This window comes from Streptomyces sp. NPDC000410, assembly GCF_040300305.1.
Classification (GTDB): domain Bacteria; phylum Actinomycetota; class Actinomycetes; order Streptomycetales; family Streptomycetaceae; genus Streptomyces.
On the sequence record NZ_JBEPDM010000018.1, the window covers coordinates 103,098 to 125,626 of the forward strand.

General features: G+C 70.8%; 22 protein-coding genes and 1 riboswitch. Of the genes, 11 read left to right on the forward strand and 11 right to left on the reverse strand.

Translation table 11 applies throughout. The features are described from left to right. Positions 1–14: 14 nt before the first annotated feature. Genes ABT342_RS19910 through ABT342_RS19940 form a run of 7 tightly spaced genes read right to left on the reverse strand, consistent with a single transcriptional unit; the run spans position 15 to position 7,433 of the window. A complete protein-coding gene (locus tag ABT342_RS19910) occupies positions 15–1,118 on the reverse strand; it encodes a branched-chain amino acid aminotransferase (RefSeq protein ID WP_351575177.1) in 1,104 nt (367 codons plus the stop codon). After that, on the reverse strand, positions 1,115–2,338 hold the full coding sequence (locus ABT342_RS19915; RefSeq protein WP_351575180.1) for an ATP-grasp domain-containing protein: 1,224 nt from the start codon (positions 2,336–2,338) through the stop codon (positions 1,115–1,117). The genes ABT342_RS19910 and ABT342_RS19915 overlap by 4 nt, the downstream gene beginning before the upstream one ends. Continuing rightward, positions 2,332–3,474: a GNAT family N-acetyltransferase gene (locus tag ABT342_RS19920; RefSeq protein ID WP_351575183.1), complete on the reverse strand. Its 1,143-nt coding sequence runs from the start codon at positions 3,472–3,474 to the stop codon at positions 2,332–2,334. Before ABT342_RS19920 ends, ABT342_RS19915 begins: the two co-directional genes overlap by 7 nt. Beyond that, the gene (locus ABT342_RS19925; protein ID WP_351575186.1) at positions 3,471–4,703 is read right to left on the reverse strand and encodes an MFS transporter; all 1,233 of its coding nucleotides are present in this window, start codon (positions 4,701–4,703) and stop codon (positions 3,471–3,473) included. The genes ABT342_RS19920 and ABT342_RS19925 overlap by 4 nt, the downstream gene beginning before the upstream one ends. Then, positions 4,700–5,290, reverse strand: coding sequence for a type 2 periplasmic-binding domain-containing protein (locus ABT342_RS19930; RefSeq protein WP_351575189.1), 591 nt, complete (start codon positions 5,288–5,290; stop codon positions 4,700–4,702). The genes ABT342_RS19925 and ABT342_RS19930 overlap by 4 nt, the downstream gene beginning before the upstream one ends. 15 nt (positions 5,291–5,305) lie before the next feature. Then, complete coding sequence (locus tag ABT342_RS19935; protein ID WP_351575192.1) at positions 5,306–6,394, reverse strand: branched-chain amino acid aminotransferase; 1,089 nt, start codon at positions 6,392–6,394, stop codon at positions 5,306–5,308. Next, entirely contained in the window at positions 6,387–7,433 is a 1,047-nt protein-coding gene (locus ABT342_RS19940) for a DUF6421 family protein (protein WP_351575194.1), read from the reverse strand. Before ABT342_RS19940 ends, ABT342_RS19935 begins: the two co-directional genes overlap by 8 nt. A gap of 24 nt (positions 7,434–7,457) precedes the next feature. Here ABT342_RS19940 and ABT342_RS19945 point away from each other — a divergent pair, with 24 nt between their 5' ends. Continuing rightward, positions 7,458–7,613 (forward strand): hypothetical protein, encoded by a 156-nt coding sequence (locus ABT342_RS19945; protein ID WP_351575197.1) that lies wholly within the window; start codon positions 7,458–7,460, stop codon positions 7,611–7,613. A gap of 83 nt (positions 7,614–7,696) precedes the next feature. Here the strand turns inward: ABT342_RS19945 and acpS are convergent, their stop codons facing one another. Beyond that, the gene (acpS, locus tag ABT342_RS19950; protein ID WP_351575200.1) at positions 7,697–8,368 is read right to left on the reverse strand and encodes a holo-ACP synthase; all 672 of its coding nucleotides are present in this window, start codon (positions 8,366–8,368) and stop codon (positions 7,697–7,699) included. A 225-nt stretch (positions 8,369–8,593) separates the two neighbouring features. Here acpS and ABT342_RS19955 point away from each other — a divergent pair, with 225 nt between their 5' ends. The 8 genes from ABT342_RS19955 (at position 8,594) to ABT342_RS19990 (ending at position 17,882) form a co-directional block, all read left to right on the forward strand. Continuing rightward, a complete protein-coding gene (locus ABT342_RS19955) occupies positions 8,594–9,679 on the forward strand; it encodes a branched-chain amino acid aminotransferase (protein WP_351575203.1) in 1,086 nt (361 codons plus the stop codon). Between the two features lie 127 nt (positions 9,680–9,806). Continuing rightward, entirely contained in the window at positions 9,807–12,200 is a 2,394-nt protein-coding gene (locus ABT342_RS19960; protein WP_351575206.1) for an ATP-binding cassette domain-containing protein, read from the forward strand. Between the two features lie 101 nt (positions 12,201–12,301). Then, complete coding sequence (locus tag ABT342_RS19965; RefSeq protein ID WP_351575209.1) at positions 12,302–12,733, forward strand: hypothetical protein; 432 nt, start codon at positions 12,302–12,304, stop codon at positions 12,731–12,733. A 208-nt stretch (positions 12,734–12,941) separates the two neighbouring features. Beyond that, a complete protein-coding gene (locus tag ABT342_RS19970; RefSeq protein WP_351575212.1) occupies positions 12,942–13,313 on the forward strand; it encodes a hypothetical protein in 372 nt (123 codons plus the stop codon). A gap of 138 nt (positions 13,314–13,451) precedes the next feature. Next, complete coding sequence (locus tag ABT342_RS19975) at positions 13,452–14,612, forward strand: PLP-dependent cysteine synthase family protein (RefSeq protein WP_351575214.1); 1,161 nt, start codon at positions 13,452–13,454, stop codon at positions 14,610–14,612. Further along, a complete protein-coding gene (locus tag ABT342_RS19980) occupies positions 14,609–15,910 on the forward strand; it encodes an MDR family MFS transporter (RefSeq protein WP_351575216.1) in 1,302 nt (433 codons plus the stop codon). Before ABT342_RS19975 ends, ABT342_RS19980 begins: the two co-directional genes overlap by 4 nt. Before the next feature lie 461 nt (positions 15,911–16,371). Beyond that, entirely contained in the window at positions 16,372–17,148 is a 777-nt protein-coding gene (locus ABT342_RS19985) for a class I SAM-dependent methyltransferase (protein WP_351575218.1), read from the forward strand. 29 nt (positions 17,149–17,177) lie between these two features. Then, positions 17,178–17,882, forward strand: coding sequence for a M24 family metallopeptidase (locus ABT342_RS19990; protein ID WP_351575221.1), 705 nt, complete (start codon positions 17,178–17,180; stop codon positions 17,880–17,882). Between the two features lie 27 nt (positions 17,883–17,909). Here the strand turns inward: ABT342_RS19990 and ABT342_RS19995 are convergent, their stop codons facing one another. Then, on the reverse strand, positions 17,910–19,736 hold the full coding sequence (locus ABT342_RS19995) for an ABC transporter ATP-binding protein (protein ID WP_351575223.1): 1,827 nt from the start codon (positions 19,734–19,736) through the stop codon (positions 17,910–17,912). Between the two features lie 193 nt (positions 19,737–19,929). Between ABT342_RS19995 and ABT342_RS20000 the strand changes: the two genes are divergently transcribed. Then, complete coding sequence (locus ABT342_RS20000; RefSeq protein ID WP_351575226.1) at positions 19,930–20,292, forward strand: PEP-utilizing enzyme; 363 nt, start codon at positions 19,930–19,932, stop codon at positions 20,290–20,292. Between the two features lie 65 nt (positions 20,293–20,357). Here ABT342_RS20000 and ABT342_RS20005 read toward each other — a convergent pair whose 3' ends face one another. Both ABT342_RS20005 and ABT342_RS20010 read right to left on the reverse strand, forming a co-directional pair. Beyond that, complete coding sequence (locus ABT342_RS20005; protein ID WP_351575229.1) at positions 20,358–20,570, reverse strand: DUF4287 domain-containing protein; 213 nt, start codon at positions 20,568–20,570, stop codon at positions 20,358–20,360. Between the two features lie 68 nt (positions 20,571–20,638). After that, on the reverse strand, positions 20,639–21,307 hold the full coding sequence (locus tag ABT342_RS20010; protein WP_351575232.1) for a DUF998 domain-containing protein: 669 nt from the start codon (positions 21,305–21,307) through the stop codon (positions 20,639–20,641). A gap of 443 nt (positions 21,308–21,750) precedes the next feature. Here ABT342_RS20010 and ABT342_RS20015 point away from each other — a divergent pair, with 443 nt between their 5' ends. Then, on the forward strand, positions 21,751–22,086 hold the full coding sequence (locus tag ABT342_RS20015; protein ID WP_351575235.1) for a hypothetical protein: 336 nt from the start codon (positions 21,751–21,753) through the stop codon (positions 22,084–22,086). A gap of 178 nt (positions 22,087–22,264) precedes the next feature. After that, positions 22,265–22,481, forward strand: a riboswitch (cobalamin riboswitch). Positions 22,482–22,529: the final 48 nt, after the last annotated feature.

The following is a 22,529-nucleotide window of genomic DNA, read 5'->3' on the forward strand; positions in this document are numbered from 1 at the left end:
GCGGGGGTACGCGGTCACGCATGCACCGGGGACACCTCGGTCAGGCGCCGCATCCAGCCGAAGCGGTCCGGGGCGTCCCCGCGGTGGAGCCCGTCGAGGAGGTCGCGGTAACGAGCCGTCACCGGACCGGGTGTACTGCCGGGAATCCTGTGCTCCTGGCCCTTGTGTCCGATCTCGCAGACCGCGGTGATCCCCGTTTCGGTGGCTGTGCCGAAGCATTCGGTGACCCGGCCGTCGTCGATGCCCTTGAGTACCTCGGCCAGCTCGACCGGGCGTTCGTCGACGGTCACCCCGGCGTCCCGCGCGAGCTTGATGACCGAGTCGCGGGTGACGCCGGGAAGGATGCCGGGGTCGAGGGGCGGTGTGGTCAGGACACCGTCGATGACGAAGAAGACGTTCATGGTCCCGAGCTGCTTGACGAAGCGCTGGTGCTCCGCGTCGAGCCAGAGGACCTGGTCATAGCCGTAGTTCGCGGCGATCTCGCCCGGAACGACGTTCGGCCCGTAGTTCCCGGCGGCCCTGACGCTTCCGGTTCCCCCCGGCCAGGCCGTGGCGTAGCCGTCCACGACCATGGACCGGGCGGATCGGTCGCCCTGCTCGGCGGCGCTGCCCACCGGGCCGGCCAGGGCGTAGAACAGGCACTCGTCCGCCGGGGCCAGGTCCAGGGTCCCTCCGTTGCCGGCCAGGACCAGACGGAGGTACAGCGCCGCGCCCGGACCTTCGGGAATCCAGTCGCGGTCCAGGTCCACCAGCCGGCGAAGGGCGCCCCACACCCGGTCGAAGTCGAGCTGTGGGAGGGCCAGCCTGCGGGCACCGTTGTTCAGCCGCTTGACGTGGCTGTCGGGGCGGTACACCGCGATGCCCCCGTCGTTCATGCGGTAGGCCTTGATGCCTTCGATCACCGTCTGCCCGTAGTTCAGCGCCGCCGATGTGGGCCGGAGGGCGGGGAGTTCGTTGCGGTCGGCGATCGTCAGGCCCTGCCACGCGCGCCGCTTGGTCCATCGCATGGAGAACGCGTGGTCGGTGAAGTGGCGGCCGAGAACCAGTGGTGTATCCGCTTCCGGCTTCGGGCGGGGGGCGGTCGTGGGCTTGACGACCAGCTCGTTGTCCTTGCTCATGCTCGGATGCCTTCCTTGTCCGTGATATCGACCTCGGCCTCCCGGAGTACCGCGCCGACGAGCTCGTCGACCCGGGCGAGATCACCCCTGAAGTGGACCTGGGCGACCCGGTTGGTGAAGATGTCGTCCGGATCGAGCGTCATTCCCTTGTCGGCCTCCCAGACGAGGCTCTGGAACTCGGGCGTCCCGAGGTGGGGTTCGAGGCCGGACACGCTCCCGGCGAACTCACCCGGCCGGTCGGTGGTGACGAACGCCACACCGGCGCTCTGCGGGGAGGACTCCCCCTCCTCGTACCGCTCGCCGCAGGCGGCGGCGATGGCCGCCAGATAGAGATCCACACCGGGCCCGGCATGGATCAGTTCGGGGATGCAGTCGCCGGCGAGGCGGGCGCCGACCTCGATCAGCACGGGCCGGCCGCCCCGGTCGAGGCGCGCCTCCACGTGGAACGGTCCGACGTCGATGTCGAAGGCGTCGATCACGCGGTGGGTGAAGTCCGCCAGAAGGCGGCCGTACGGCGACTGCTCCGGGGCCGTGGCGATGTGGCCCATCTCGAAGAACTGGGGCGGCTGCGACACGAACTTCGTCGTGATGCTGGCCACGTGCACCCCGGCGTCGTCGACCCAGCCCTCGACGGAGAACTCGGGTCCCTCGACGAACTCTTCGACGAGTGCCGTCCGTCGCGGGTTGTTGTGGAACTTCACCTCATCGGCCCGGTGGATCTCCGCGCACGCGCGGGCGTACTCCTCGGGATCGCGGGCCAGGCTCACCATCAGGCTGCCGCCGCAGTCGACGGGCTTGACGACCACCGGGAAGGGGAAGGGAGGCTCGCCCCTCGATCCGGAGGTCACCAGGGCCGAGCCCGGGACGGCGATGCCCCGCTCGGCGCACCGGCCACGCATGACGTCCTTCTGCCGCACGGCGAGCGCCGTGGCCCGGCTCAGCGCCGGCAGTCCCAGAGCCCGCGCGAGGTCCGCCGCTTCGGGGACGATGTACTCGAACCCGGCGACCACCCCGGCCGGTGCGGTCCTCGCCTGCTCGGTGTGGTGCAGGAGGGCGGGCACGCCGTGGTCCGGGTGCCAGTCGACGACACGGGCGGACGCGTGGACCTCGGCGGGCAGCAGTTCGGGGAACTGCGTGGGGATGAGACAGCGATGGCCGGATTCGACGGCCCGGAGGGCCAGCTGGACCCCGGCCGAGAGGGGCTGGACGATGATCAGCACGGGGCGACCTCCGGCGGCCGGCCGCCCAGGAACCGCTCGTCGTCCCCGAGGAACCCCCAGTCGGCGCCGAGCGCCGGCAGTTCCCGGGACGAGGGAGCCACCACGACGACCCGGCGCTCCCGGAGCCTGGCCCCGCGCAGCGATTTCGCCCGGTACGAGGTGACCCCCAGGTGCACCGCGCCCAGTCCCCGGCTGAGGGCGTGGCGCATGGGTCCGTAGACCGTGGCCTCGAAGTACTCCCCCGAACGGCCGTGGCCCGACGCGTAGTCGCAGCCGAAGACCCTCAGATGCAGGGTCCCGCCGTCGACGATGCCGAGGCTGAACGCCACCAACTGATCGCGCGCGTCGAGGACTTCGGTGACGATCGCGTCGCGCCCGAGGCCGAAGCTCAGGCAGCGCCGCAGGTAGCGGACCGCTCCTTCGTGACTCAGGTCCTCGCCATGGCGGACCTGCACCTGGACGACGAGCGGTGCGTAGCGTTCGATCGTGTCGAGCTCGGCCGGGATCGTACGGGACCGGTAGCCCGCCGCGCTCAGCCGTCGCAGGTCGCGCCGGACGAGGGAACGCCGCGACGCGGTGAGGCCGGCCACGTGCTCGTCGAACAGTCCACCCTTCAGCTCGATGACCGCCGACGGGAGGCAGGGCGTCGTCGCCGTCGCGTAGCCGGTCAGGCGGACGAGCTCCTGGGTGTCCTCGACCGGCAGGTACCACCACGTCACATGGCCGGCACCGGCCTCACGGGCGCGCTCCAGCAGACGTTCGGTGAACGCCGCCAGCATTGCGGCGCGCTCGGACGGCGTGCAGTCGGGGTGCAGCAGGATCCTGTTGTCGTAGCCGGTGCGGGACCCTGCCAGCACCTGGACTCCGGAGGCACCGGCGAGGACGGTCGCCTCGTTGTACAGCGGATTGCTGTCGCCGCCGGACAGACGGTGGTAGGGCACGAGCCCGAGGAGCCTGCCGGATTCCCGGTCGTGCGACGTGAGGTACCGCGTGTCGAAGCCGCGGTCACCCTCCTGTGACCTGGTCCATCGCCGGGAGCTGTAGAAACCGGGGCGGTCGAGCCACGCGGTGTCCTCGTCGAGGAAGTCGAGTTCTCGGTGTTCCCGCACGACGAGGCCGGTCTCTGGGGGGCTCATGCGCTCTCCTGCTTGACGGTCGAGTAGGTTCCGGTGGCCAGGATCCAGGTGGCGACGACGCTCAGCCCCGCGACCAGCGTCGCCGCCATCGGGGCGGTGGTGAGCGTCAGCAGGAGCGCGGCCACGCCGGCACCCACGGGGATGGTGCCGAAGGCGATCGTCCGGTAGGCGGCGTTGACGCGTCCCAGCATTCCCTCCGGAGCCAGGATCTGGCGCCGGGTCAGGGAATGGACGTTGTAGTACGCGAGCGTCCCGCCGTACACCAGCATCGTCAGCAGGAACAGCGGCTCGCCCCAGCTGACGAGGGTGAACGACCACAGAGCCGCCAGCAGGGCCGCCTGGGACAGGGCCAGCGCCCACACCCAGGACCGGGCACGGTCGCCGCCGCCGTACCGGCGCGACGCCCAGGCGCCGATGAGGCTGCCGATTCCGGCGGCGCTGAAGCCGAAGCCGATGACCGCGACGGAGCGGTCGGCCTCCTTCACCACGGCGATGAACAGGACGCTCAGGGCGACCTGTTCGGCCAGGTTGAACAGGGAACCGGCGCTCACCAGGCGTCGTAGCGCGTCGGACCGGACGACGGCCGAGAAGCCCTCCATGATGCCCGCGGACTGCTTGCTCGCCCGGTGGCGCGACGGTTGCCGCCGAAGCCGCAGCGCGGTGCCGCCACCGGCGTAGGAGACGGCATCGATGCACAGCGCCAGGACCGGTCCGATCCCGGAGATGATCAGGCCGCCGGCCGCGGGGCCCGCGGTCTGGGCGACGGCGTAGACCGCTGCCAGCTGTCCGTTGGCACGGGTCAGCTCCTCGGCTTCGACGGTGTCGGGGATGTAGGCCAGCAGCGCCGTGTCGAAGAGTGCGGTACAGGCTCCCAGGAGCATGGACGCCGCGAAGAGGATCTCGTAGTTCAGCAGTGACGCGGCGGCCAGCCCGACGACGGCGATCAGCAGCAGGCAGCGCCCGTAGTGGGAGGCGTAGAGGAGAAAGGCCCGGTCGCGGACGTCGGCCAGCTTCCCGGCGATCGGGGTGACGATCAGCGCCGGAATGAACTGGGCGCCGGACAACAGCGCCACCTCGGACGGCGTGGCGTCCAGCGCGGTCGCGGCGAGGAAGGGCACCGCGATCAGCGTGAACTGAGAGCCCGCCGCGGAGATGGCCTCGCTCAGCGCGAGGACCCGGAAGGCGGGAGGGAGGCGCCGAGGGGCGGTCGGTTGTTCGGCTTGCGTCATCGGGCCTCCCCGAGGGCGGGGCCCGGTCCGGGCCTGCCCGCGTGCACGGTGAACACCATGGGGACCGGTCCGAAGTTCTCGACGACGCGCAGCCCCTCGGACCGCGCCGCCTGGTCGGTGGTCACGCAGGAGTCGTAGAGCCCGGAGGCGCACAGCGCCGCGGCGTGGGAATTGCTGCTGGCGAAGGAGATCTCGCCCCGTGACGTCACCAGGCAGCTCGGGGCGGGGTGAGTGACGATGGTGGCGATGGAGTCCTGCTCGGGCCGGCTGGCCAGCACCATGTCGTACGTGTCGAGAATGAACGTGTCGACCATCGCCAGCCGGTCCAGATTCCCGAACACGAGGTCATGGAGGCGCGGGTAGACGGCGCAGGCCAGGATGGCTTCGGTGCCGTCGAACCGCATCACGTCGAGCCCGTCCTCGACCTCGGTGTGCAGGACGACTCTGCCGTCGCGCCGTTGCTCCTCGAACCAGTGGTGGGCGGCCTTCTCCAGGTTGGTCCCGGCGGGTCCCAGGGTGTGAATCGTCGTGACGCGCGACACCGGCGTTCGGTCGTGGCCTGTGGTCGCGCGACTGCTGGCATGCACGAGCGTGTCCCCTCGCTATCGTTCGGTGGTCGTACGTGCGGTCGCACCGTCCCCCGGGACGGGCATGAGCCAGCCGTGCTCGTCCGGCCGGACGCCGTGCTGGACCTCGATCAGTGCTTGCCTCAGGCGTGCCGTCACCGGGCCCTCGCCGCCGTCACCGATGGTCCGGTCCCGTCCGTCGAAGGCCACCCGCCCCACGGGCACCACCACGGCGGCCGTGCCACAGGCGAACATCTCGACCAGCCGGCCGGACCGGGCCCCTTCGACGGCGTCGTCGATCGCGGTGGGTTCCTCCGCGACGGGAAGGCCGAGATCCCGGGCCAGCGTGAGCAGTGAGTCGCGGGTGATCCCCCGGACGATGGTTCCCTGGCACGGCGGGGTGGTGAGCCTGACGCCGTCCGCGTCACGCCAGACGAAGAAGACGTTCATGCCGCTGAGTTCCTCGACCCACCGCCGCTCGACGCCGTCGAGCCACAGCACCTCGTCGTAGCCGTCGGCGACGGCCTCTCCCCTGGCCAGCAAGCTGGCTGCGTAGTTACCTGCGCACTTCGCCTCCCCCGTTCCGCCGCGCACCGCGCGCACCATGTCCTTCGCGGCCATGACGGAGATGGGGCGGAAGTCGCGTCCGAAGCAGGGGTCGGCGGGATAGGCCAGGAAGGTGCAGCGGTAGCGGTGCGAGGCACGCAGTCCGAGCTGGGGCTCGGTGGCGAGCATGATCGGCCGTATGTAGAGGCTCTGCCCGAGTGCCCCGGGGATCCAGTGGTCCTCGGCGGCGGCGAGGTCGGCGCACGCACGCGTGAAGAGGTCGGCCGGCATCTCGGTCATGGCCAGTCGCCAGGCCGATCGCCGCATCCGCCGGGCGTGATCCGCCGGCCGGAACAGCGCCGCCGAACCGTCCGGCTGCCGGTAGGCCTTGAGGCCCTCGAAGATCGCCTGTCCGTAGTGGAAGACGAGAGAGGCGGGGTCCATGACGGTCGAACCGTAGGGCTCCAGGGACCCGCCGGACCATCCCGTCTCCGCGTCCCAGTCGACGACGACGGTGCGGTCGGTGTGGAACTGACAGAACCCGGGATCCTTGAGGGCCTGTGTGAGGACGTCAGACATGTACGGTGGCACCCCACAGGCTCAGGGGTGCGCGCGGCCCGCCGTACCTGTGGCCCTTGGTCTCGGGCTTCAGCAATAAGGTGCTGTACAGGAAGTCCTCGGCACTGCTGCGGTAGGTGTCGTCCTCGGAGATCGTCTCGATCTCCTCGATCAGCTGGACGAGTTCACGGACCGACGCCACGATGTCGGACTTGCTGCCCAGCCTGCGCCGCCCCTGCTCGTCGACGGTGAGCAGCCCGTGGTCGGCGAGCCAGGTGCCCAGGGCGAAGCCGGTACCGGCGTCGAAGTTGCGCAGCGGCTCCGGCTGGGCCGGATAGCGGAACAGCCGTTCGAGCATGATGTACTCGAAGATGATGTCGCCGTAGGGGACCTGCTCCTCATGGCACGCGATCGCCGACTTCATGTCGACCTTGAGCTCCTCCAAGAGCCCTGGGCGCCATTTCGTCTTCAGTGCCAGGTTCTGGTCGAGCGGCCGGGGCCCGGTGTGGTGGAAGTAGTCGTGCATGTAGCCCCAGATGCACCGGGCCTGGTACACGTCCTCGGGGTCCACGTCCGCGGATCGCAGGCGCGACTCTCCGGCGAAAGGCGTGCCGGCACCGCACAGTTCGGCCGTGATGGCCAGGGTGTGGGCGTAGATGCCCACGTGCCGGTTGAAGAAGAACCAGGCGAAGTTCTGGTGCGTGCACGGGTGCGCGGTCGGGATGTTCTCGGGGAAGAAGACGACGCAGTTCCCCTCCCGCAGTCCCTGTGAGGCGGACAGCAGCCTGGTCGACTGGAACACCGCCTTCGGGTGGGGATAGGCGGCCTGGAGGTCGGCCAGGTGGTCCGTCTCCTGCCTGACGACCGTGAAGGCTTCGAGGAAGGCGCCTCGGCGATCACTGTTGGGCAGGGTCACGGGCCCGACGAAGGCGGCGGGCCGTCCGTCCTCCGGAGCCGGAACGGTGTCCCGGGTCGCGTCGAATTGCGGACCGCCCACGAATCCGGACCTCGACCAGGCGTTCAGGTCGTCGATGGTCGCCCGGATCTGACGTTCCGGCATGAGGCTGTCGAGTCGTGTGATCGCATGACAGAGCTCATCGACTTCGGTGGTCAGCCCTTGGACCTCTCCACGAACCTGTGCGGCCCGGATCCGGTCGACGACGGGAACGATGTGACGCTCGAATTCCAAGACATGTGCGACGGCGCGTGGGTGCACGCGTCCTCCCCCCTGGAGTACTGACACCTGAGATGACGCACCCACAGCGATGTTGGTTGCCTCGGGGTGCCCCTCAAAGCGCCCGGAGCTTAGCAGGACGAACAGGCTTACGCCGAGGGCGTGTTCGTATCATCCGTCCGTGATCCGCAGGCCTTCGGATGGGAGCATTCGGCGAGTCCGGCCACGAAGGCGTGGGCCAGATGGCGGCTGTGACTCATCGTGAGCAGCCACGACCGGATGCCCGCCGCCTCGGCGCGCGCGGCGGCGCGCCCCGTCAGTTCCAGCCGGGGGCGGCCGGAGTCGAGGCGTACCACCTCGATGTCCGTCAGAGCGGCGCCTTCGATCCCCACTCCCAGCGCCTTGAGCACCGCTTCCTTGGCCGCGAAGCGGGCGGCGAACCGTTCGGCCGGGTCGTCCGGGATCTGGCAGTAGGCGCGCTCGCGGGCGGTGAAGACGCGATGGGCGAAGCGGGGCTGCCTCGCCAGCACCGTCCGTATCTCGTCGATGTCGACCAGATCGGTTCCCACACTCACCACGAGTCGGCCCACCAGTCGTTCCGCGGCGGCTTCGACGGTTCTGCCGAGCTCTTCACCGGCACTGCCGTCAGGCGGCGTTGCACTGAGCGGATCCACCATTTCCTCGACGTCCTCCCGGTGGGCGGCGCCCCTCCTGGTGGGGTCGCCCTTCGCCCGCAGATCGTGCCAGGTGGCCCCGGACGGCCCCGCCCGGCGCGGTCGCGGCCCGCCCGGTCGGCGTGTCCGGCAGGTCGGCGCCGTCATGATCGGACATCGTTGCCCGGCTCCCGTCCCGGCCGATATGTTGTCGAAACGCCGATGACACGACGACGCGAACCGGTGCTTTCCTGGCGACCCCGGTGCGCGTCAGGTAGTCATGAGTCCGGGCCCCGTGCTCCCTCACGCACATCGACGACGCGATCTCCCTTACCCCTGAGGCTCGTTGACGGCACCCGCTGGGCAACGCGGCCGACCGAGAGGAACCCTGCGATGAGCCTGCTGTTCCCGATTCAGCCGAACCCCAGTCCGGCGAGCCCGGAGCGACGGGCCGATGTCCTGGCGGACCCCGGATTCGGCAAGTACTTCACCGACCACATGGCCCGCGCCGTGTGGACGAAGGACGGCGGCTGGCAGGACCCGGCGGTCGTCCCGTTCGCCGAGATCTCGCTGCACCCGGCGGCGGCGGTCCTGCACTACGCGCAGGAGATCTTCGAGGGGATGAAGGCGTACCGTCACGCCGACGGGTCGATCTGGACGTTCCGGCCGGAGGCCAACGCGGAGCGGTTCGTCCGTTCCGCCCGGCGCCTCGCCCTGCCCGAGCTGCCGGCGCCGGACTTCCTGGCCTCGGTGGAGGCACTGGTGCGCGCCGACGCGGTCTGGGTGCCGGACCAGGACGAACAGAGCCTGTACCTGCGGCCCTTCATGTTCGCCTCCGAGCCGTTCCTCGGCGTGCGGCCGGCCCATGAGGTCACGTACATGCTCATCGCGTGTCCGGTCGGCGCCTACTTCTCCGGTGGGGTCAAGCCGGTGTCGATCTGGCTCTCGTCGGCCTACACCCGGGCCGCGCGCGGCGGCACCGGAGCGGCGAAGTGCGGCGGCAACTACGCCGCGAGCCTGGCCCCGATGGTGGAGGCCGCCGAGCACGACTGCGAACAGGTCTGCTTCCTCGACGCCGCCGAGGGCAGCTACATCGAGGAACTCGGCGGGATGAACCTGTATTTCGTCACCGCCGACGGCCGGCTGGTCACTCCGGAGCTCGGAACGATTCTCGAGGGAGTCACCCGTGCCTCGATCCTCACCCTGGCCAAGGACCTGGGGCTGGACATCGAGGAGCGCCCCGTGGAGATCACGGAGTGGCAGAACGGCGTCGCTTCCGGAGCCGTCACCGAGGTGTTCGCCTGCGGCACGGGGGCCGTCGTCACCCCGGTCGGCCGACTGGCCTGGGACGGCGGGGAGGCGGTCTCACCGCGGTCCGGTGCCGAGGACTCGGTGGCCATGCGGCTGCGCCGCCGGCTGATCGACATCCAGTACGGCCGGGCCGCGGACCCGTACGACTGGATGCGCCGCCTCGTCTGAACACCCCCTACGAGCCCGCACGGTCCGGCGGGGCTTCGTCGCGTCGGTCCGCCTCGACTGCTGGTTGAATCGGACCGGGCGACGCCACGGAGACCGCGAAGGCGGCCCGCTGACAGATGGAGACACGATGAGCAGGGCCACCAGCACGGATACACAGTCGTCCGCGCCGCACGACGCCGACAGCCACGCTCTGATCCGCGTGCACGGCGCCCGTGTGAACAACCTCAAGGACGTCAGCATCGAGATCCCGAAGCGCCGGCTGACGGTGTTCACCGGCGTCTCCGGCTCGGGCAAGAGTTCGCTGGTGTTCGACACGATCGCCGCGGAGTCGCAGCGGCTGATCAACGAGACGTACAGCACCTTCGTCCAGGGCTTCATGCCGACGATGGCGAGGCCCGAGGTCGACGTGCTCGACGGGCTGACGACCGCGATCAGCGTCGACCAGCAGCGGATGGGCGGCGACCCCCGCTCCACGGTCGGCACCGCGACCGACGCCAACGCGATGCTGCGCATCCTCTTCAGCCGGCTCGGCAAGCCGCACATCGGCCCGCCCAGCGCGTACTCCTTCAACACCGCCTCGGTGAGGGCGAGCGGCGCGATCACGGTCGAGCGCGGCGCCAAGACCAAGGCCCAGAAGGCGACGTACGAGCGCACCGGCGGCATGTGCAACCGCTGCGAGGGCCGTGGCGCGGTCTCCGACATCGACCTCACCCAGCTCTACGACGACTCCAAGTCGATCGCCGAGGGCGCGTTCACCATCCCCGGCTGGAAGTCGGACAGCTTCTGGACCGTGCGGGTCTACGCGGAGTCGGGCTTCATCGACCCGGACAAGCCGATCCGCGAGTTCACCAAGAAGGAGATGCAGGACTTCCTCCACCGGGAGCCGACCAAGGTGAAGGTCGAGGGCGTGAACCTCACCTACGAGGGACTGATCCCCAAGATCCAGAAGTCGTTCCTGTCGAAGGACAAGGAGGCGATGCAGCCGCACATCCGGGCCTTCGTGGAGCGGGCGGTCACCTTCACCACGTGCCCCGAGTGCGACGGCACCCGGCTCAGCGAGGGGGCCCGCTCGTCGAAGATCGAGCGGAAGAGCATCGCCGACCTCTGCGCCATGGAGATCAGGGACCTGGCCGAGTGGATCCGCGGCCTCGACGAGCCCTCGGTGGCGCCGCTGCTCACCGCGCTGCGCCACACCCTCGACTCGTTCGTGGAGATCGGCCTCGGCTACCTCTCGCTCGACCGGGCCGCGGGCACGCTCTCGGGCGGCGAGGCGCAGCGGGTCAAGATGATCCGCCACCTCGGCTCCTCGCTCACCGACGTCACCTACGTCTTCGACGAGCCCACCTCCGGTCTGCACCCCCACGACATCCAGCGGATGAACAACCTGCTCCTGCGGCTGCGGAACAAGGGCAACACGGTGCTCGTCGTGGAGCACAAGCCGGAGGTCATCGCGATCGCCGACCATGTCGTCGACCTCGGCCCCGGTGCCGGTACGGCGGGTGGCAGCGTCTGCTTCGAAGGCACCGTCGAGGGGCTGCGGAGCAGTGACACGATCACCGGCCGCCACCTCGACGACCGGGCCGCCGTCAAGGAGACGGTGCGCAAGCCCACCGGCGCCCTGGAGATCCGCGGCGCGACGAGGAACAACCTGCGCGACGTCGACGTCGACGTCCCACTCGGGGTGCTCACCGTCGTCACCGGTGTCGCAGGCTCCGGCAAGAGCTCCCTCCTGCACGGGTCGGTCCCCGCCGACGCGGGCGTGGTCTCGGTCGACCAGAGCCCGATCCGCGGCTCGCGGCGGAGCAACCCGGCCACGTACACCGGACTGCTCGACCCGATCCGCAAGGCGTTCGCGAAGGCCAACGGCGTCAAGCCGGCGCTGTTCAGCGCCAACTCCGAGGGCGCCTGCCCCACCTGCAACGGCGCCGGCGTGATCTACACCGACCTGGCGATGATGGCCGGCGTCTCCACCACCTGCGAGGACTGCGAGGGGAAGCGGTTCGACGCGTCGGTGCTGGAGTACCGCCTCGGCGGCCGCGACATCAGCGAGGTGCTCGCGATGTCGGTGACGGAGGCCGAGGAGTTCTTCGGCTCCGGCGAGGCGCACACGCCTGCCGCGCACCGCATCCTCGACCGTCTCGCCGACGTCGGACTCGGCTACCTCACCATCGGCCAGCCGCTCACCACCCTGTCCGGCGGCGAGCGGCAGCGGCTCAAGCTGGCCACCCACATGGCCGAGAGGGGCGGCGTCTACGTCCTCGACGAGCCGACGACTGGCCTCCACCTCGCCGATGTCGCGCATCTGCTCGGCCTGCTCGACCGGCTCGTCGACTCCGGCAAGTCGGTCATCGTCATCGAGCACCACCAGGCGGTCATGGCGCACGCCGACTGGATCATCGACCTCGGCCCCGGCGCCGGCCACGACGGCGGCACGGTCGTCTTCGAAGGCACGCCCGCCGACCTCGTCGCCGCCCGCTCCACCCTCACCGGCGAACACCTGGCGGCCTACGTCGGCTCCTGACCGAAAACCCTTCAATCCGTTGCAGACGCGCACCGTTGGATCGCACGCTCTTTCGGAAGGGTGCCCAAGCCCCTGTGGACGCGGGCTATGATCACGGTGTGATGACAGCTTGGTCGCGTTCCGGCGGCGAGTCGACCCCTTCTCAGGTGGGTCGGCTCGTCACTGCCGGGCTGACCCTGCTGCTGCTCGGCCTGCTCGGCGTGTGCTGCTCGCTGGCGGAAGCGGAACACGACAGCGAAGCAGCGGCCGTACAGGCCGTCTCCATCTCCGTCCCCGTCTCCTCGGTGAGCGCGGAAGGCCAGGTGGCGACATCCGCCGCGGGCTGTTCCGAGAGCGAGGGCCACTCGGCGGTGGAGGGTGCGCGCCTTGCGGGCGCACCGTCGTCCGCGGCGGGCAAGCCCGACCTCGCCGACGCCCCGCACGAGCGTCGTACTTCTCCGAGTTCCGGTCCTGAGCGGCCGGCCGAGCACGTGCGGCAATCCCCTGCCGCCTCCTCCGCGTTCTGCAGAGCACAGGTCGTCCTTCAGGTGTAGGCGTCGGAGCTTCCGACGCCCCCCGCGCGCGCCGAATGTGAGTTCTTGCTGCCCGCGCGCACCCGCCCATGTCGCTTCCCGCCCCCTGCGGACGGGGAAGTGGCTGCCGCTCGGAGGATCTGTGTTCCCCCTGACCCCACCCCTGCCGCGCTCGGCCCACCGGACTCCGGTCCCGGTCCCGTCCTGGCCGGGGGTTCTGCTCACATGTGTGCTGAGCGTGCTGCTCCTGGCCGCCGCGCACTGTTCCTCGTACCTCGCCAACGACGAACACCGGCACCTCTCCCTGTCCGCACCGGCCACGCACGCCGGACACGCGGAGCCCTCCGACACACAGGAACACCCGGAGCGCCCGCAGCACGGCCACGGTTCGGCCTGTACGCCTCCCTGCCTGACCGCGTCGGCGTCGGCGTCGACGGGCGAGCCCCAGCGCCCGGCCGACGCGCCCGCCGCGCTTTCTTCCTTGCAGGTCGGTGCGCTGCCGGTGGAGCAGACGGCCTCGGCGGCCTTCTGCTCCGGCAGACCCTCCATGGCCCGCACCGGTCGCTCCACACTGGCCGACGTTTGCCGGTGGCTCATCTAGGCCGTTCGCCGCGCAGCCGCACGCGGCTGCCGCATGCCGTCCTCCGGCCCGGGGCTCCGCCCTGCTGATTCCCGGCCGTCACGGCATGCCACGCGAACGACCGACCGACGCCATCATCGAACGAACGAAGGCACAGACATGCATTCTTCGACCACCGACACATCGTCCACCGGCCGCTCGGCCCTGTCGGAGCTGGTGGGCAACACCCCGCTGCTGCGCATCTCCGAACCGCTCGCGCCTGCGGGCCGGGGCTTCTGGGCCAAGCTGGAGGGCTTCAACCCCGGCGGCATCAAGGACCGTCCCGGTCTGCACATGGTCGAACGGGCCCGCGCCCGCGGCGACCTGAAGCCGGGCGCCAGGATCATCGAGTCCACGAGCGGAACCCTGGGCCTCGGTCTCGCGCTGGCGGGCATGGTCCACGGCCACCCGGTCACCCTGGTCACCGACCCGGGCCTCGAACCGTCCATGACCCGGCTGCTCGTCGCGTACGGCGCCCAGGTCGACGTGGTCTCCGAGCCCCATCCCTCCGGCGGCTGGCAGCAGGCGCGCCGCGACCGCGTGCAGCAGCTCATGACCCGGCATCCCGACTCCTGGTGCCCGGACCAGTACAACAACCCTGACAACACCACCGCCTACACCCCGCTCGCCCTCGAACTGGCCACCGAGCTCCGGCACATCGACGTGCTGGTGTGCAGCGTCGGCACCGGCGGCCACTCCGCGGGGATCTCGCGCGTCCTGCGGCAGCTCTACCCCGACCTGACGCTGGTGGGAGTGGACACCATCGGCTCGACGATCTTCGGGCAGCCGGCCCGGCCGCGGCTGATGCGCGGACTGGGGTCGAGCATCTACCCCCGCAACGTCGCCTACGACAACTTCACGGAGGTGCACTGGGTCTCCCCCTCCGAAGCCGTGTGGACCTGCCGTCAGCTGGCGGGCTCCCACTACGCCACCGGCGGGTGGAGCGTGGGCGCGGTCGCGCTGGTCGCCGGCTGGCTGGCCCGGTCGCTCCCGAAGGACGCGCGCATCGCGGCGATCTTCCCCGACGGCCCCCAGCGGTACCTCGGCACCGTCTACGACGACGGCTACTGCGCCGCGCACGGCCTGCTCGACTCCCCGCCGGCGCCGGAACCGGACCTCATCGGCCGACTGGACGAGAAGGAGGTCACCCGCTGGACCCGGTGCACGACCGTCGTCGACCCGCTCACGCTCGTAGCGGGGAGCGAGAACGAGTCCGACAGCGAGGCCGACGGCGAAACCGGCGTGAAGGGCGCGGCGGACCGGCAGGGGCAGGCCCGGTGAAGAACACGCTCGCCCAAGTCCGCTCGTACGACGGCAGCGTCCAGCTGCTGATGGTCAACCAGTTCACCATCAACCTCGGCTTCTACATGCTGATGCCCTATCTGGCGACCTATCTGGCCGGGCCGCTGGGCCTGGCGGGCTGGATGGTCGGGCTGATCCTCGGCGTCCGCAACTTCAGCCAGCAGGGCATGTTCCTCATAGGCGGGACACTGGCCGACCGCCTCGGCTACAAGCCCATGATCATCGCCGGGCTCGTGCTGCGCACCGCCGGCTTCGCGACCCTCGGGCTGGTGGAGTCCGTCCCCGCCCTGCTGGCCGCGTCCGCCGCGACGGGGCTGGCCGGTGCCCTGTTCAACCCCGCCTCCCGCGCCTACCTGGCGGCCGGCGCCGGCGAGCGGCGCGTCGAGGCGTTCGCCCTGTTCAACGTCTTCTACCAAGCGGGCATCCTGCTCGGCCCGCTGGTCGGCATGGTCCTGACCGGCATCGATTTCAGCATCACCTGCCTGGTCGCGGCAGGGATCTTCGCGATCCTGAGCGTCATCCAGATCCGGGCCCTGCCGGCCCGCCGCGCCGACCGATCCGACACGGCGGCCGGGGTGCGCGAGGGCGTCCTGCGGCAGTGGCGCGGGATCCTCGCCAACCGTCCGTTCCTGCTGTTCTCCGTGGCCATGATCGGCTCGTACGTCATGTCCTTCCAGGTCTACCTGTCCCTCCCACTGGAGGTCAGACGACTGGGTGGGGAGGGGCAGTTCGGCACGGCCGCGGTGGCGGTCCTCTTCGCGGTCTCCGGGCTGAGCACGATCGCCTTCCAGACCAGGGTCACCGCCTGGTGCAAGGCCCGGATGGCACCGGGCCGGGCGCTGACCTGGGGGCTGCTGGCGATGGGGGCGGCGTTCCTCCCGCTCCTGCTGGCCTCCGCCGTGCCGGTACCGGACGGCGGGCCGGGCCTGTGGCTGCTGGCCGGGCTGCCCCCGGCCCTGTCCGCGCTGCTGCTCGCGCTCGGCACGATGATCGCCTACCCCTTCGAGATGGACACCATCGTCCGCCTCGCGGGCAACCGTCTCGTGGCCACGCACTACGGCCTCTACAACACCGTCTGCGGAATCGGTATCACGCTCGGCAATCTGCTCACCGGCATGGCGCTGGACGCCGCGCGCGACGCCGGAGTGCCGGCCCTGCCCTGGGTGGCGCTCTGCGCACTCGGCCTGGCGTGCGCGGCCGCGCTCCACGCGCTGCACCGCACCGGCCGGCTGTCGCCGGCCGAGGCGGAGGAGGAACGCCGGACCGTGACCGCCTGACCGGCGCGGGCCCCACATGACGGTGCGGCCGACGGAACCCCCGTCGGCCGCACTGTTGTCGGCCGTCACGGAGCCGGGTGTCCGAGCCGTCGGCGGTGTCACCCGAGAAAACGGCCGGAACACGGCGTGCCACCCGGGTGTGGTGCACCAGACTGGCCGGTACAGGTCGCGCACGTGGCATCGGATCACCGTGCATCGACGTCACGAGGGTCCATCATCCGAAACCGCAGATGTGAGCCTTTTGGTCGATCAGCCGAGCATTTGCCAGATCATTTACGGGGACACTCTCTTGGGTGCAATATGCAAGGGGTGTGGTGCGTGTTCGGGCGCAGGAGTCCGGAGGAGCTGAGATGACGGCGGGCGGCGGCACCTCCCGTCCCCCGCGCGGGCCTTCACCACCGGCGACGCGCGAGGGCAGCACCCATCCCCCTGTTCCTGCTCACGAGGCGAGGTAAGGACCCATGACCACACGCACCCAGGACGGCAGCGCCGGAGACGTCGACTACGGCGCCATAGGCTGTGGATACTCCGCCTACCGGCGGCCCGACGCCCGCATCGCCCAGGCCATCGCCGAGGCCCTCGGCGGGGCCCGTACCGTCCTCAACATCGGCGCGGGCGCCGGATCCTACGAGAGCGCAGCCCGGTCCGTGACGGCCGTCGAACCGTCCGAGTCCATGCGTGCGCAGCGCCCCGCCCGCCTCGCCCCGGCCGTCAACGCCGTCGCCGAGGAACTTCCCTTCGCCGACGGCGAGTTCGATGGCGCGATGACTCTGTTCAGCGTCCACCAGTGGAGCGACGTGACGGCGGGCCTGTGCGAGATGCGGCGCGTCACCCGCGGCCCCGTCGTCATCCTGACCTGCGACCCGCGGCTCGTACGCGACTTCTGGCTGTACGAGTACGCGCCCGAGGTCCTCGACACCGAGGCCCGCCGCTACCCGCCCGTCGAGGAGATGGCCGCGGCGCTGGGCGGAGACAGCAGCGTCCAGGCCGTACCGATCCCCCTGGACTGTACCGACGGCTTCAACGAGGCGTACTACGGACGCCCCGAGATGCTCCTCGACCCCGCCGCCCGCCAGGCCTGCTCGGCGTGGAGCTTCGTCGACGACGGCGTCCGCGAACGCTTCGACCGGCAGCTGCGCGACGACCTCGCCTCCGGGGCCTGGGACGAGCGCTTCGGGCAGCTGCGCACACAACCGACGCACGAGGGGTCGCTCGTCATCGTGCGCGCGACCCCGTGACGGCGAGCAAGAGGAAGAGGAACAGCACCATGGCAGTACCCGACCGCATGGACGAACAGCTGCGTGCCCTTGGCCTGGTGGAGGCCCAGCGCAAGGCCGTGGCCCTGTTCGCGGAGGTGGAGTCACGGGGAATCGTGGCGCCCGGAGCCGGCGAGCGCGAGGTCAGCGACCGGATCCGGGACCTCGCGAACGAGATGTTCGGCACCACCAAGCACTGGCACAAGCGGATCGTCCGCTCCGGGCCGAACACCGTTTTCCCGTACCGGGAGAACCCTCCGGACCGGATCATCGGCGAGGACGACATCGCCTTCGCCGATTTCGGCCCGATCTTCGAGGAGTACGAGGCGGACTTCGGCCGCACCTTCGTCCTCGGCGAGGACCCGGCCAAGCACCGGCTGCGCGCCGACCTGCCGGTGATCTTCGCGGCCGGCCGGGAGGCGTTCCGCGCCGATCCCGTCATCACGGGCCGGCAGCTCCACGCCGAGGTACAGGCGCTCGCCGCCAAGGCGGGCTGGACCCTCGGCGGATGGCACGCGGGCCACCTCGTGGGCGAGTTCCCGCACGAGACGATCGACGGCGCCAAGGCCGAGTCCTACATCACCCCGGACAACGACCACCCCATCCGCCGCACCGACCGGGCGGGGTGGCGCTGCCACTGGATCCTGGAGATCCACCTCATCGACGAGCGACATGGCTTCGGCGGTTTCTACGAGCAACTGCTCGACCTGGAGTAGCCGTCCGCCCCGCCGCCCCGCCCGGGTTCAGTGCAGGTCGGCCGGCGCGGGCGTGGTGTCGTCGAGGTCGTCGAGGAAGCCGCCCGACTGGTGCTGCCACAGCTTCGCGTAGGCGCCGTCCGTGGCGAGCAGCTCCTGGTGCGTGCCCTGTTCGACGATCCGGCCGCGGTCGAGGACCACGAGCCGGTCCATGGTGGCGACCGTGCTGAGCCGGTGCGCCACCACGAGCGCCGTACGCCCCTCCATGAGCCGCCACAGCGCGTCCTGGACGAGGATCTCGCTCTCGGAGTCCAGGGCGCTGGTCGCCTCGTCGAGCAGCAGGATCGGCGCGTCGCGCAGGATCGCCCTGGCGAGGGCGACCCGCTGGCGCTGTCCGCCGGACAGTTTCACCCCGCGCTCGCCCACCATGGTGTCGAAGCCGTCCGCGAGCGCGTCGGCGAACTCCGTGACATGCGCCGCCTCGGCCGCGCGGCGGATCTCGGCGTCGGTGGCGTCCGGCCGGGCGAACGCGATGTTGTCCCGCAGCGTGCGGTGGAACATCGCCGGGTCCTGCGGGACGTAGGCGATGAGACTGCGCAGGTCGGCCTGGCGCAGTTTGCCGATGTCCTGCCCCCCGATCAGGATCCGGCCGGAGTCGATGTCCGTCATCCGCAGCAGCAGCCGGGTGAGCGTGGTCTTGCCGCCGCCGGACCGGCCGACGAGGCCGATCTTCGTGCCGCCGGGCACGTCCAGGTCGAGGCCCTCGAAGAGCGGCTTGCCGCCCCCGTGGGCGAACGTCACCTGTTCGAAGCTCACGTCGGCGGACTTCGACAGGAGCGGCTCGGGGGACTCCGGGTCGCACACGGTCGGCGGGGTCAGCAGCAGTTCGGTGAACTGCGCGCCCTCCGTCATCGAGCTCTCCAGGCGGCGGTAGATCTGGTTGAACTCGAACATGATCCGCGTCGCGCTGGTGTAGTAGGCGAAGGCGACGACGACCGCCTCCACGCCGTACCCGTTGCCTGCGAGCGCGACGGCGAGCAGCAGGCCCAGCGCGTTGGTCAGCACGGACATCGGCGCGACGACGGTGTCGATGCGCAGGTTGCCGTAGTCCCAGGAACGCAGCGTGAGCCGCCTCGACTCCGCGACCCGCGACCGGTGCTCGGCGGCCTCGCGCTCCTCGGCGGCGAAGGCCCTGACCGTGTCCATGTTCATCAGGCTGTCGGAGACGTGGCCCGACACCCGGGCGATCGCCTCCTCCCGCTGGTCGACGAGTGCCTGGCGGCGGCGGACCAGAGGCGTCACGCACAGCGCCGTCAGCGTGATCGGCACCAGGAGCGCGAGGACGAGCAGCGGTTCGTACTGCCACAGCACCACCGATCCGAACACCAGCGGTACGAGGCTGCCCACGACCTGGAACGTCAGTGTGTCGACGAAGTCCTCGTAGCACCGGGCGAAGCTCAGGACCCGCTTGGTCAGCGACCCGGCGAAGTTGTCGTGGAAGAACGCGGCGTCCTTGGCGAAGAGCTCGTCCATGCCGACCACGTACAGGTGCTCGATGCCGAGGGCGTCGAGACGGTTCAGGCAGTGGTATCCGATGCGCCACAGAGCCTCGGCGAGCAGCAGGACCGCGGCGAAGCCGAGGACGTAGGGCAGTGCGGAGCCGATGTCGGTACCTGTGCCCTCCGCGATCCGGCCGACGAGCTTCGCCACGACCAGCGGCGCGATGTAGTTGAGGCCGATGTTGCCCAGTGCCGGGAGCAGCATCGCGGGTACGGTCAGCCACCGGAGCCGGGCCAGCTCCCGTCCGTAGTAACGAAGTGCCAGGAGCACCGGACCCTTGCCCGGCGAACCCTTGCGCGATTCAGACGATCCCATCCCAACCCTGCTTCATCGGACCGGAACGACAGGATTCGCAGTGTCCCGCGACGGCACCCGCGCGGTCCAAGCATTTTTCTCCAACCACCCAGCACCGGGGATACCGGACCTTCGGGGCGTACCGCATGGCCGGGCACCCCCGGGGCCCGGCGCCGAACCCGATCACGGTCGCCGGCCGCGCCGGTGCCAGGGGATGTGGCTCGACCGGCACTTGGCGGGCCTCGGCACGGTCGAGGAGACGGGTGCTGGGCGGGGACGGGGCACCGCCGGCGGCCGTACCGGCGCGGCGGGCGGCGTACGAGCTGCACCCGTCGCTTCTTCCGGCCTGTCCCACGTGGTCCGGGGCGAGTTCGATCCGCGGGTCCGAGCGGTCACGCGTATCTCGGCGATCGTCACCGATGCCGGCGCGAACCTCTCGCACGCCTCGATCGTCGCCCGCGAACTCGGCATCCCGGCGGTCGTGGGCTGCGGGAACGCGACGACGCGGATCCGGACGGGCGACCGGATCCGCGTCGACGGCGGGCAGGGGACAGTGGAGGTCCTCAGGGCGGCATAGCCCTGGCGTGGCGGCGCTGCCCGGAGGGGGGCGGCGGCCGGTCCCGTACCGGCGCCGCCCGTCGCCTACTGGCCGGCGCCCTCGGCGAGGGTGTGGGCGACCAGGGCGTTGGCGTGCCCGTGCCCCAGGCCGTGCTCGGCCTTGAGCCAGGAGACGAGCTCCATGTGCTTGGTCAGCGGAGAGGAGCGGATGAGGTCCTGCCACTCGGATATCGGCCGGCCGTACTTCTTCTCGATCGAGGGGAAGTAGCTGGCGGGGCCCTTCACGGCGTCGGTCATGGGATGCTCCGTTTCATCAGCGAAATGATCTTGATGGTGTCGATGGTGCTCGATGGATCAGCGGCCGGCTAGTGGTGCTCCGTGTCGGTGAGCAGACGGGCCGTCACCGCGGTCAGCCACGCCAGGCCGAGCCCCGCCCCGGCGGTGAAGGCCAGGACCGAGGCGGAGGAGCCGACGAACCCGGCGAGCACACCCACGGGAGCGATACGGGAGGCCACGGCCCAGCCGCGGTGCCCCCGGGAGGAGAGCGGTCGGGCCAGGACGAGGAACGCGGCGCACAGCGCGAGGTAGCCGACCATGCCGCCGGCCATGTGGGCGGCGCCGTGCGCGCTGAGCGAGGTGGCGTCGGGAGCCCCGACGGGGAATCCGGCCCCGGCGTCGGCGGGGAAGACGGCGGCGGCCAGGAACGACGCGCCGAACACGCCGACCAGGAGCGGTCCCCACACCCCGCCGGGTTCGCCGCGCAGCACCCGGCGCAGCCCGATCGCGCCGGCGGCGAACAGGGCCGCGGTGACCACGAAGTTCACCGTCTGGATCCAGCCCAGGTCACCGAGGGCGAGCTGGCTGATCGCGTTGCGGGTGAAGTCGAAGCCGTCGCGCGTGAGTCCCTGGGTGACGCCCACGGCCAGGAACAGCGGGCCTGCCACGAGGCCGCCGGCCAGCAGTCCGCGCGCCGCCGGTCGCGGCGAAGTCGTGGCGTGGGTGGCGTGGTGGGCGGCGCCGAGCGTGTGGGCCATGGGGAACCTTCCTCGTCATGGTGTTGTCGCGTATATGACCGGTGCCGGGGACCGGAGTCATCGGCCCTGCGAACGTGATCCACATCACCTGCCTCCGACCCCCCGGGCCGCGCGGGTGGGCCGCACGGCGGGCGGCCTCGCCGGGACGCCTGGCAGCCGCACCCGTACCGCGTTTCACGGGAAAGTGCCGTCCGCGCACACCCACGGAGGGACGGCCGCCCCCTCGAACCCACCGCGATCCCGCCGGGCGCCTCCGGGAGGTCCCGTGAGCACGCACACGCCGCCCCGCTTCGACCCCACCCGCGTCCCCCACCTGCCGGGTTCGTTCGCACCGGTGACCGAACAGGTCGACGTCGCCGACCTGGACGTGACGGGCGAGACCCCAGTCCGGGGTCGATCCGGAAGGGGCAGGCCGACTCGGTGAGGGCCGGCACGCGGTCGGCGTGCCGAACGACGTTGATGTCGGGACGGACGGCCGCGAGGACTTCGGCGGGTCCCTGCCCGCGGGCATCACCGCCCACCCCAGGACGGCCGCGGGCAGCATGGCCCACACCCTGCTGGACGACTCCCGGGTGGAGTTCCCCCGCGTCGACGACCGGCGCATCGGCCGGCGTCATCGCCACGCCGCGCCGGCCACCGAGACCGGACGGGCGGACCTGTTGCCGGGCGAGCACGACGCCGTGCGCTGGTACGACACGGGGACCGGCGCCGCCGGCGTCCGGCCGGCTGCCCACCGAGGTGGATGCGCCTGCTCAGTATTTGCAAGCCATGGGCAATAAGCCAGCGCGTGGGACGGACGGGGCAGCGGCCCGGCGCTCGTCGCGCGGGCCCCGCGCCCCCGCGACCTCGGCGTACCCGCCCGCCGCCGCCACGACGAGGTGCGGTCGGCCGCGCCCGGAGCAGCGGAAATCAAGACAATGCCCGAGGCCCCTCTGTCACGCTGCCTGGGTGCGCCACTACGCTGGCAGCGCAGTCGGTTCGCGTCCGTACACGACGCGTCGTAAGAGGGAACCCGGTGGGAATCCGGGACTGTCCCGCAGCGGTGAGTGAGAACGAAAGCCGTCAACAGCACTGACCCCCATGAGGGTTCGGGAAGCGACGGCCGGTAGGAGTCGCCGGAGCCACCGGTCGACGCGCCCACGAGTCCGAAGACCTGCCACTGCGCGCGTGTGTCACGGACGCACGCGCTGTTCACGGTGGCCTCGAGGGTTGGGTCGACGGT

Excerpts from the sequence above, each read along its gene's own strand:
- acpS (WP_351575200.1), bottom strand. The coding sequence starts at position 8,368 with ATGACGGCGCCGACCTGCCGGACACGCCGACCGGGCGGGCCGCGACCG.
- ABT342_RS19995 (WP_351575223.1), bottom strand. The coding sequence starts at position 19,736 with ATGGGATCGTCTGAATCGCGCAAGGGTTCGCCGGGCAAGGGTCCGGTG.
- ABT342_RS19975 (WP_351575214.1), top strand. The coding sequence starts at position 13,452 with ATGCATTCTTCGACCACCGACACATCGTCCACCGGCCGCTCGGCCCTG.
- ABT342_RS19910 (WP_351575177.1), bottom strand. The coding sequence starts at position 1,118 with ATGAGCAAGGACAACGAGCTGGTCGTCAAGCCCACGACCGCCCCCCGC.
- ABT342_RS20000 (WP_351575226.1), top strand. The coding sequence starts at position 19,930 with ATGTGGCTCGACCGGCACTTGGCGGGCCTCGGCACGGTCGAGGAGACG.
- ABT342_RS19940 (WP_351575194.1), bottom strand. The coding sequence starts at position 7,433 with ATGCCGGAACGTCAGATCCGGGCGACCATCGACGACCTGAACGCCTGG.
- ABT342_RS19925 (WP_351575186.1), bottom strand. The coding sequence starts at position 4,703 with ATGACGCAAGCCGAACAACCGACCGCCCCTCGGCGCCTCCCTCCCGCC.
- ABT342_RS19955 (WP_351575203.1), top strand. The coding sequence starts at position 8,594 with ATGAGCCTGCTGTTCCCGATTCAGCCGAACCCCAGTCCGGCGAGCCCG.
- ABT342_RS19945 (WP_351575197.1), top strand. The coding sequence starts at position 7,458 with ATGACAGAGCTCATCGACTTCGGTGGTCAGCCCTTGGACCTCTCCACG.
- ABT342_RS19935 (WP_351575192.1), bottom strand. The coding sequence starts at position 6,394 with ATGTCTGACGTCCTCACACAGGCCCTCAAGGATCCCGGGTTCTGTCAG.
- ABT342_RS20010 (WP_351575232.1), bottom strand. The coding sequence starts at position 21,307 with ATGGCCCACACGCTCGGCGCCGCCCACCACGCCACCCACGCCACGACT.
- ABT342_RS19965 (WP_351575209.1), top strand. The coding sequence starts at position 12,302 with ATGACAGCTTGGTCGCGTTCCGGCGGCGAGTCGACCCCTTCTCAGGTG.
- ABT342_RS19990 (WP_351575221.1), top strand. The coding sequence starts at position 17,178 with ATGGCAGTACCCGACCGCATGGACGAACAGCTGCGTGCCCTTGGCCTG.
- ABT342_RS19960 (WP_351575206.1), top strand. The coding sequence starts at position 9,807 with ATGAGCAGGGCCACCAGCACGGATACACAGTCGTCCGCGCCGCACGAC.
- ABT342_RS20005 (WP_351575229.1), bottom strand. The coding sequence starts at position 20,570 with ATGACCGACGCCGTGAAGGGCCCCGCCAGCTACTTCCCCTCGATCGAG.
- ABT342_RS19985 (WP_351575218.1), top strand. The coding sequence starts at position 16,372 with ATGACCACACGCACCCAGGACGGCAGCGCCGGAGACGTCGACTACGGC.
- ABT342_RS19920 (WP_351575183.1), bottom strand. The coding sequence starts at position 3,474 with ATGAGCCCCCCAGAGACCGGCCTCGTCGTGCGGGAACACCGAGAACTC.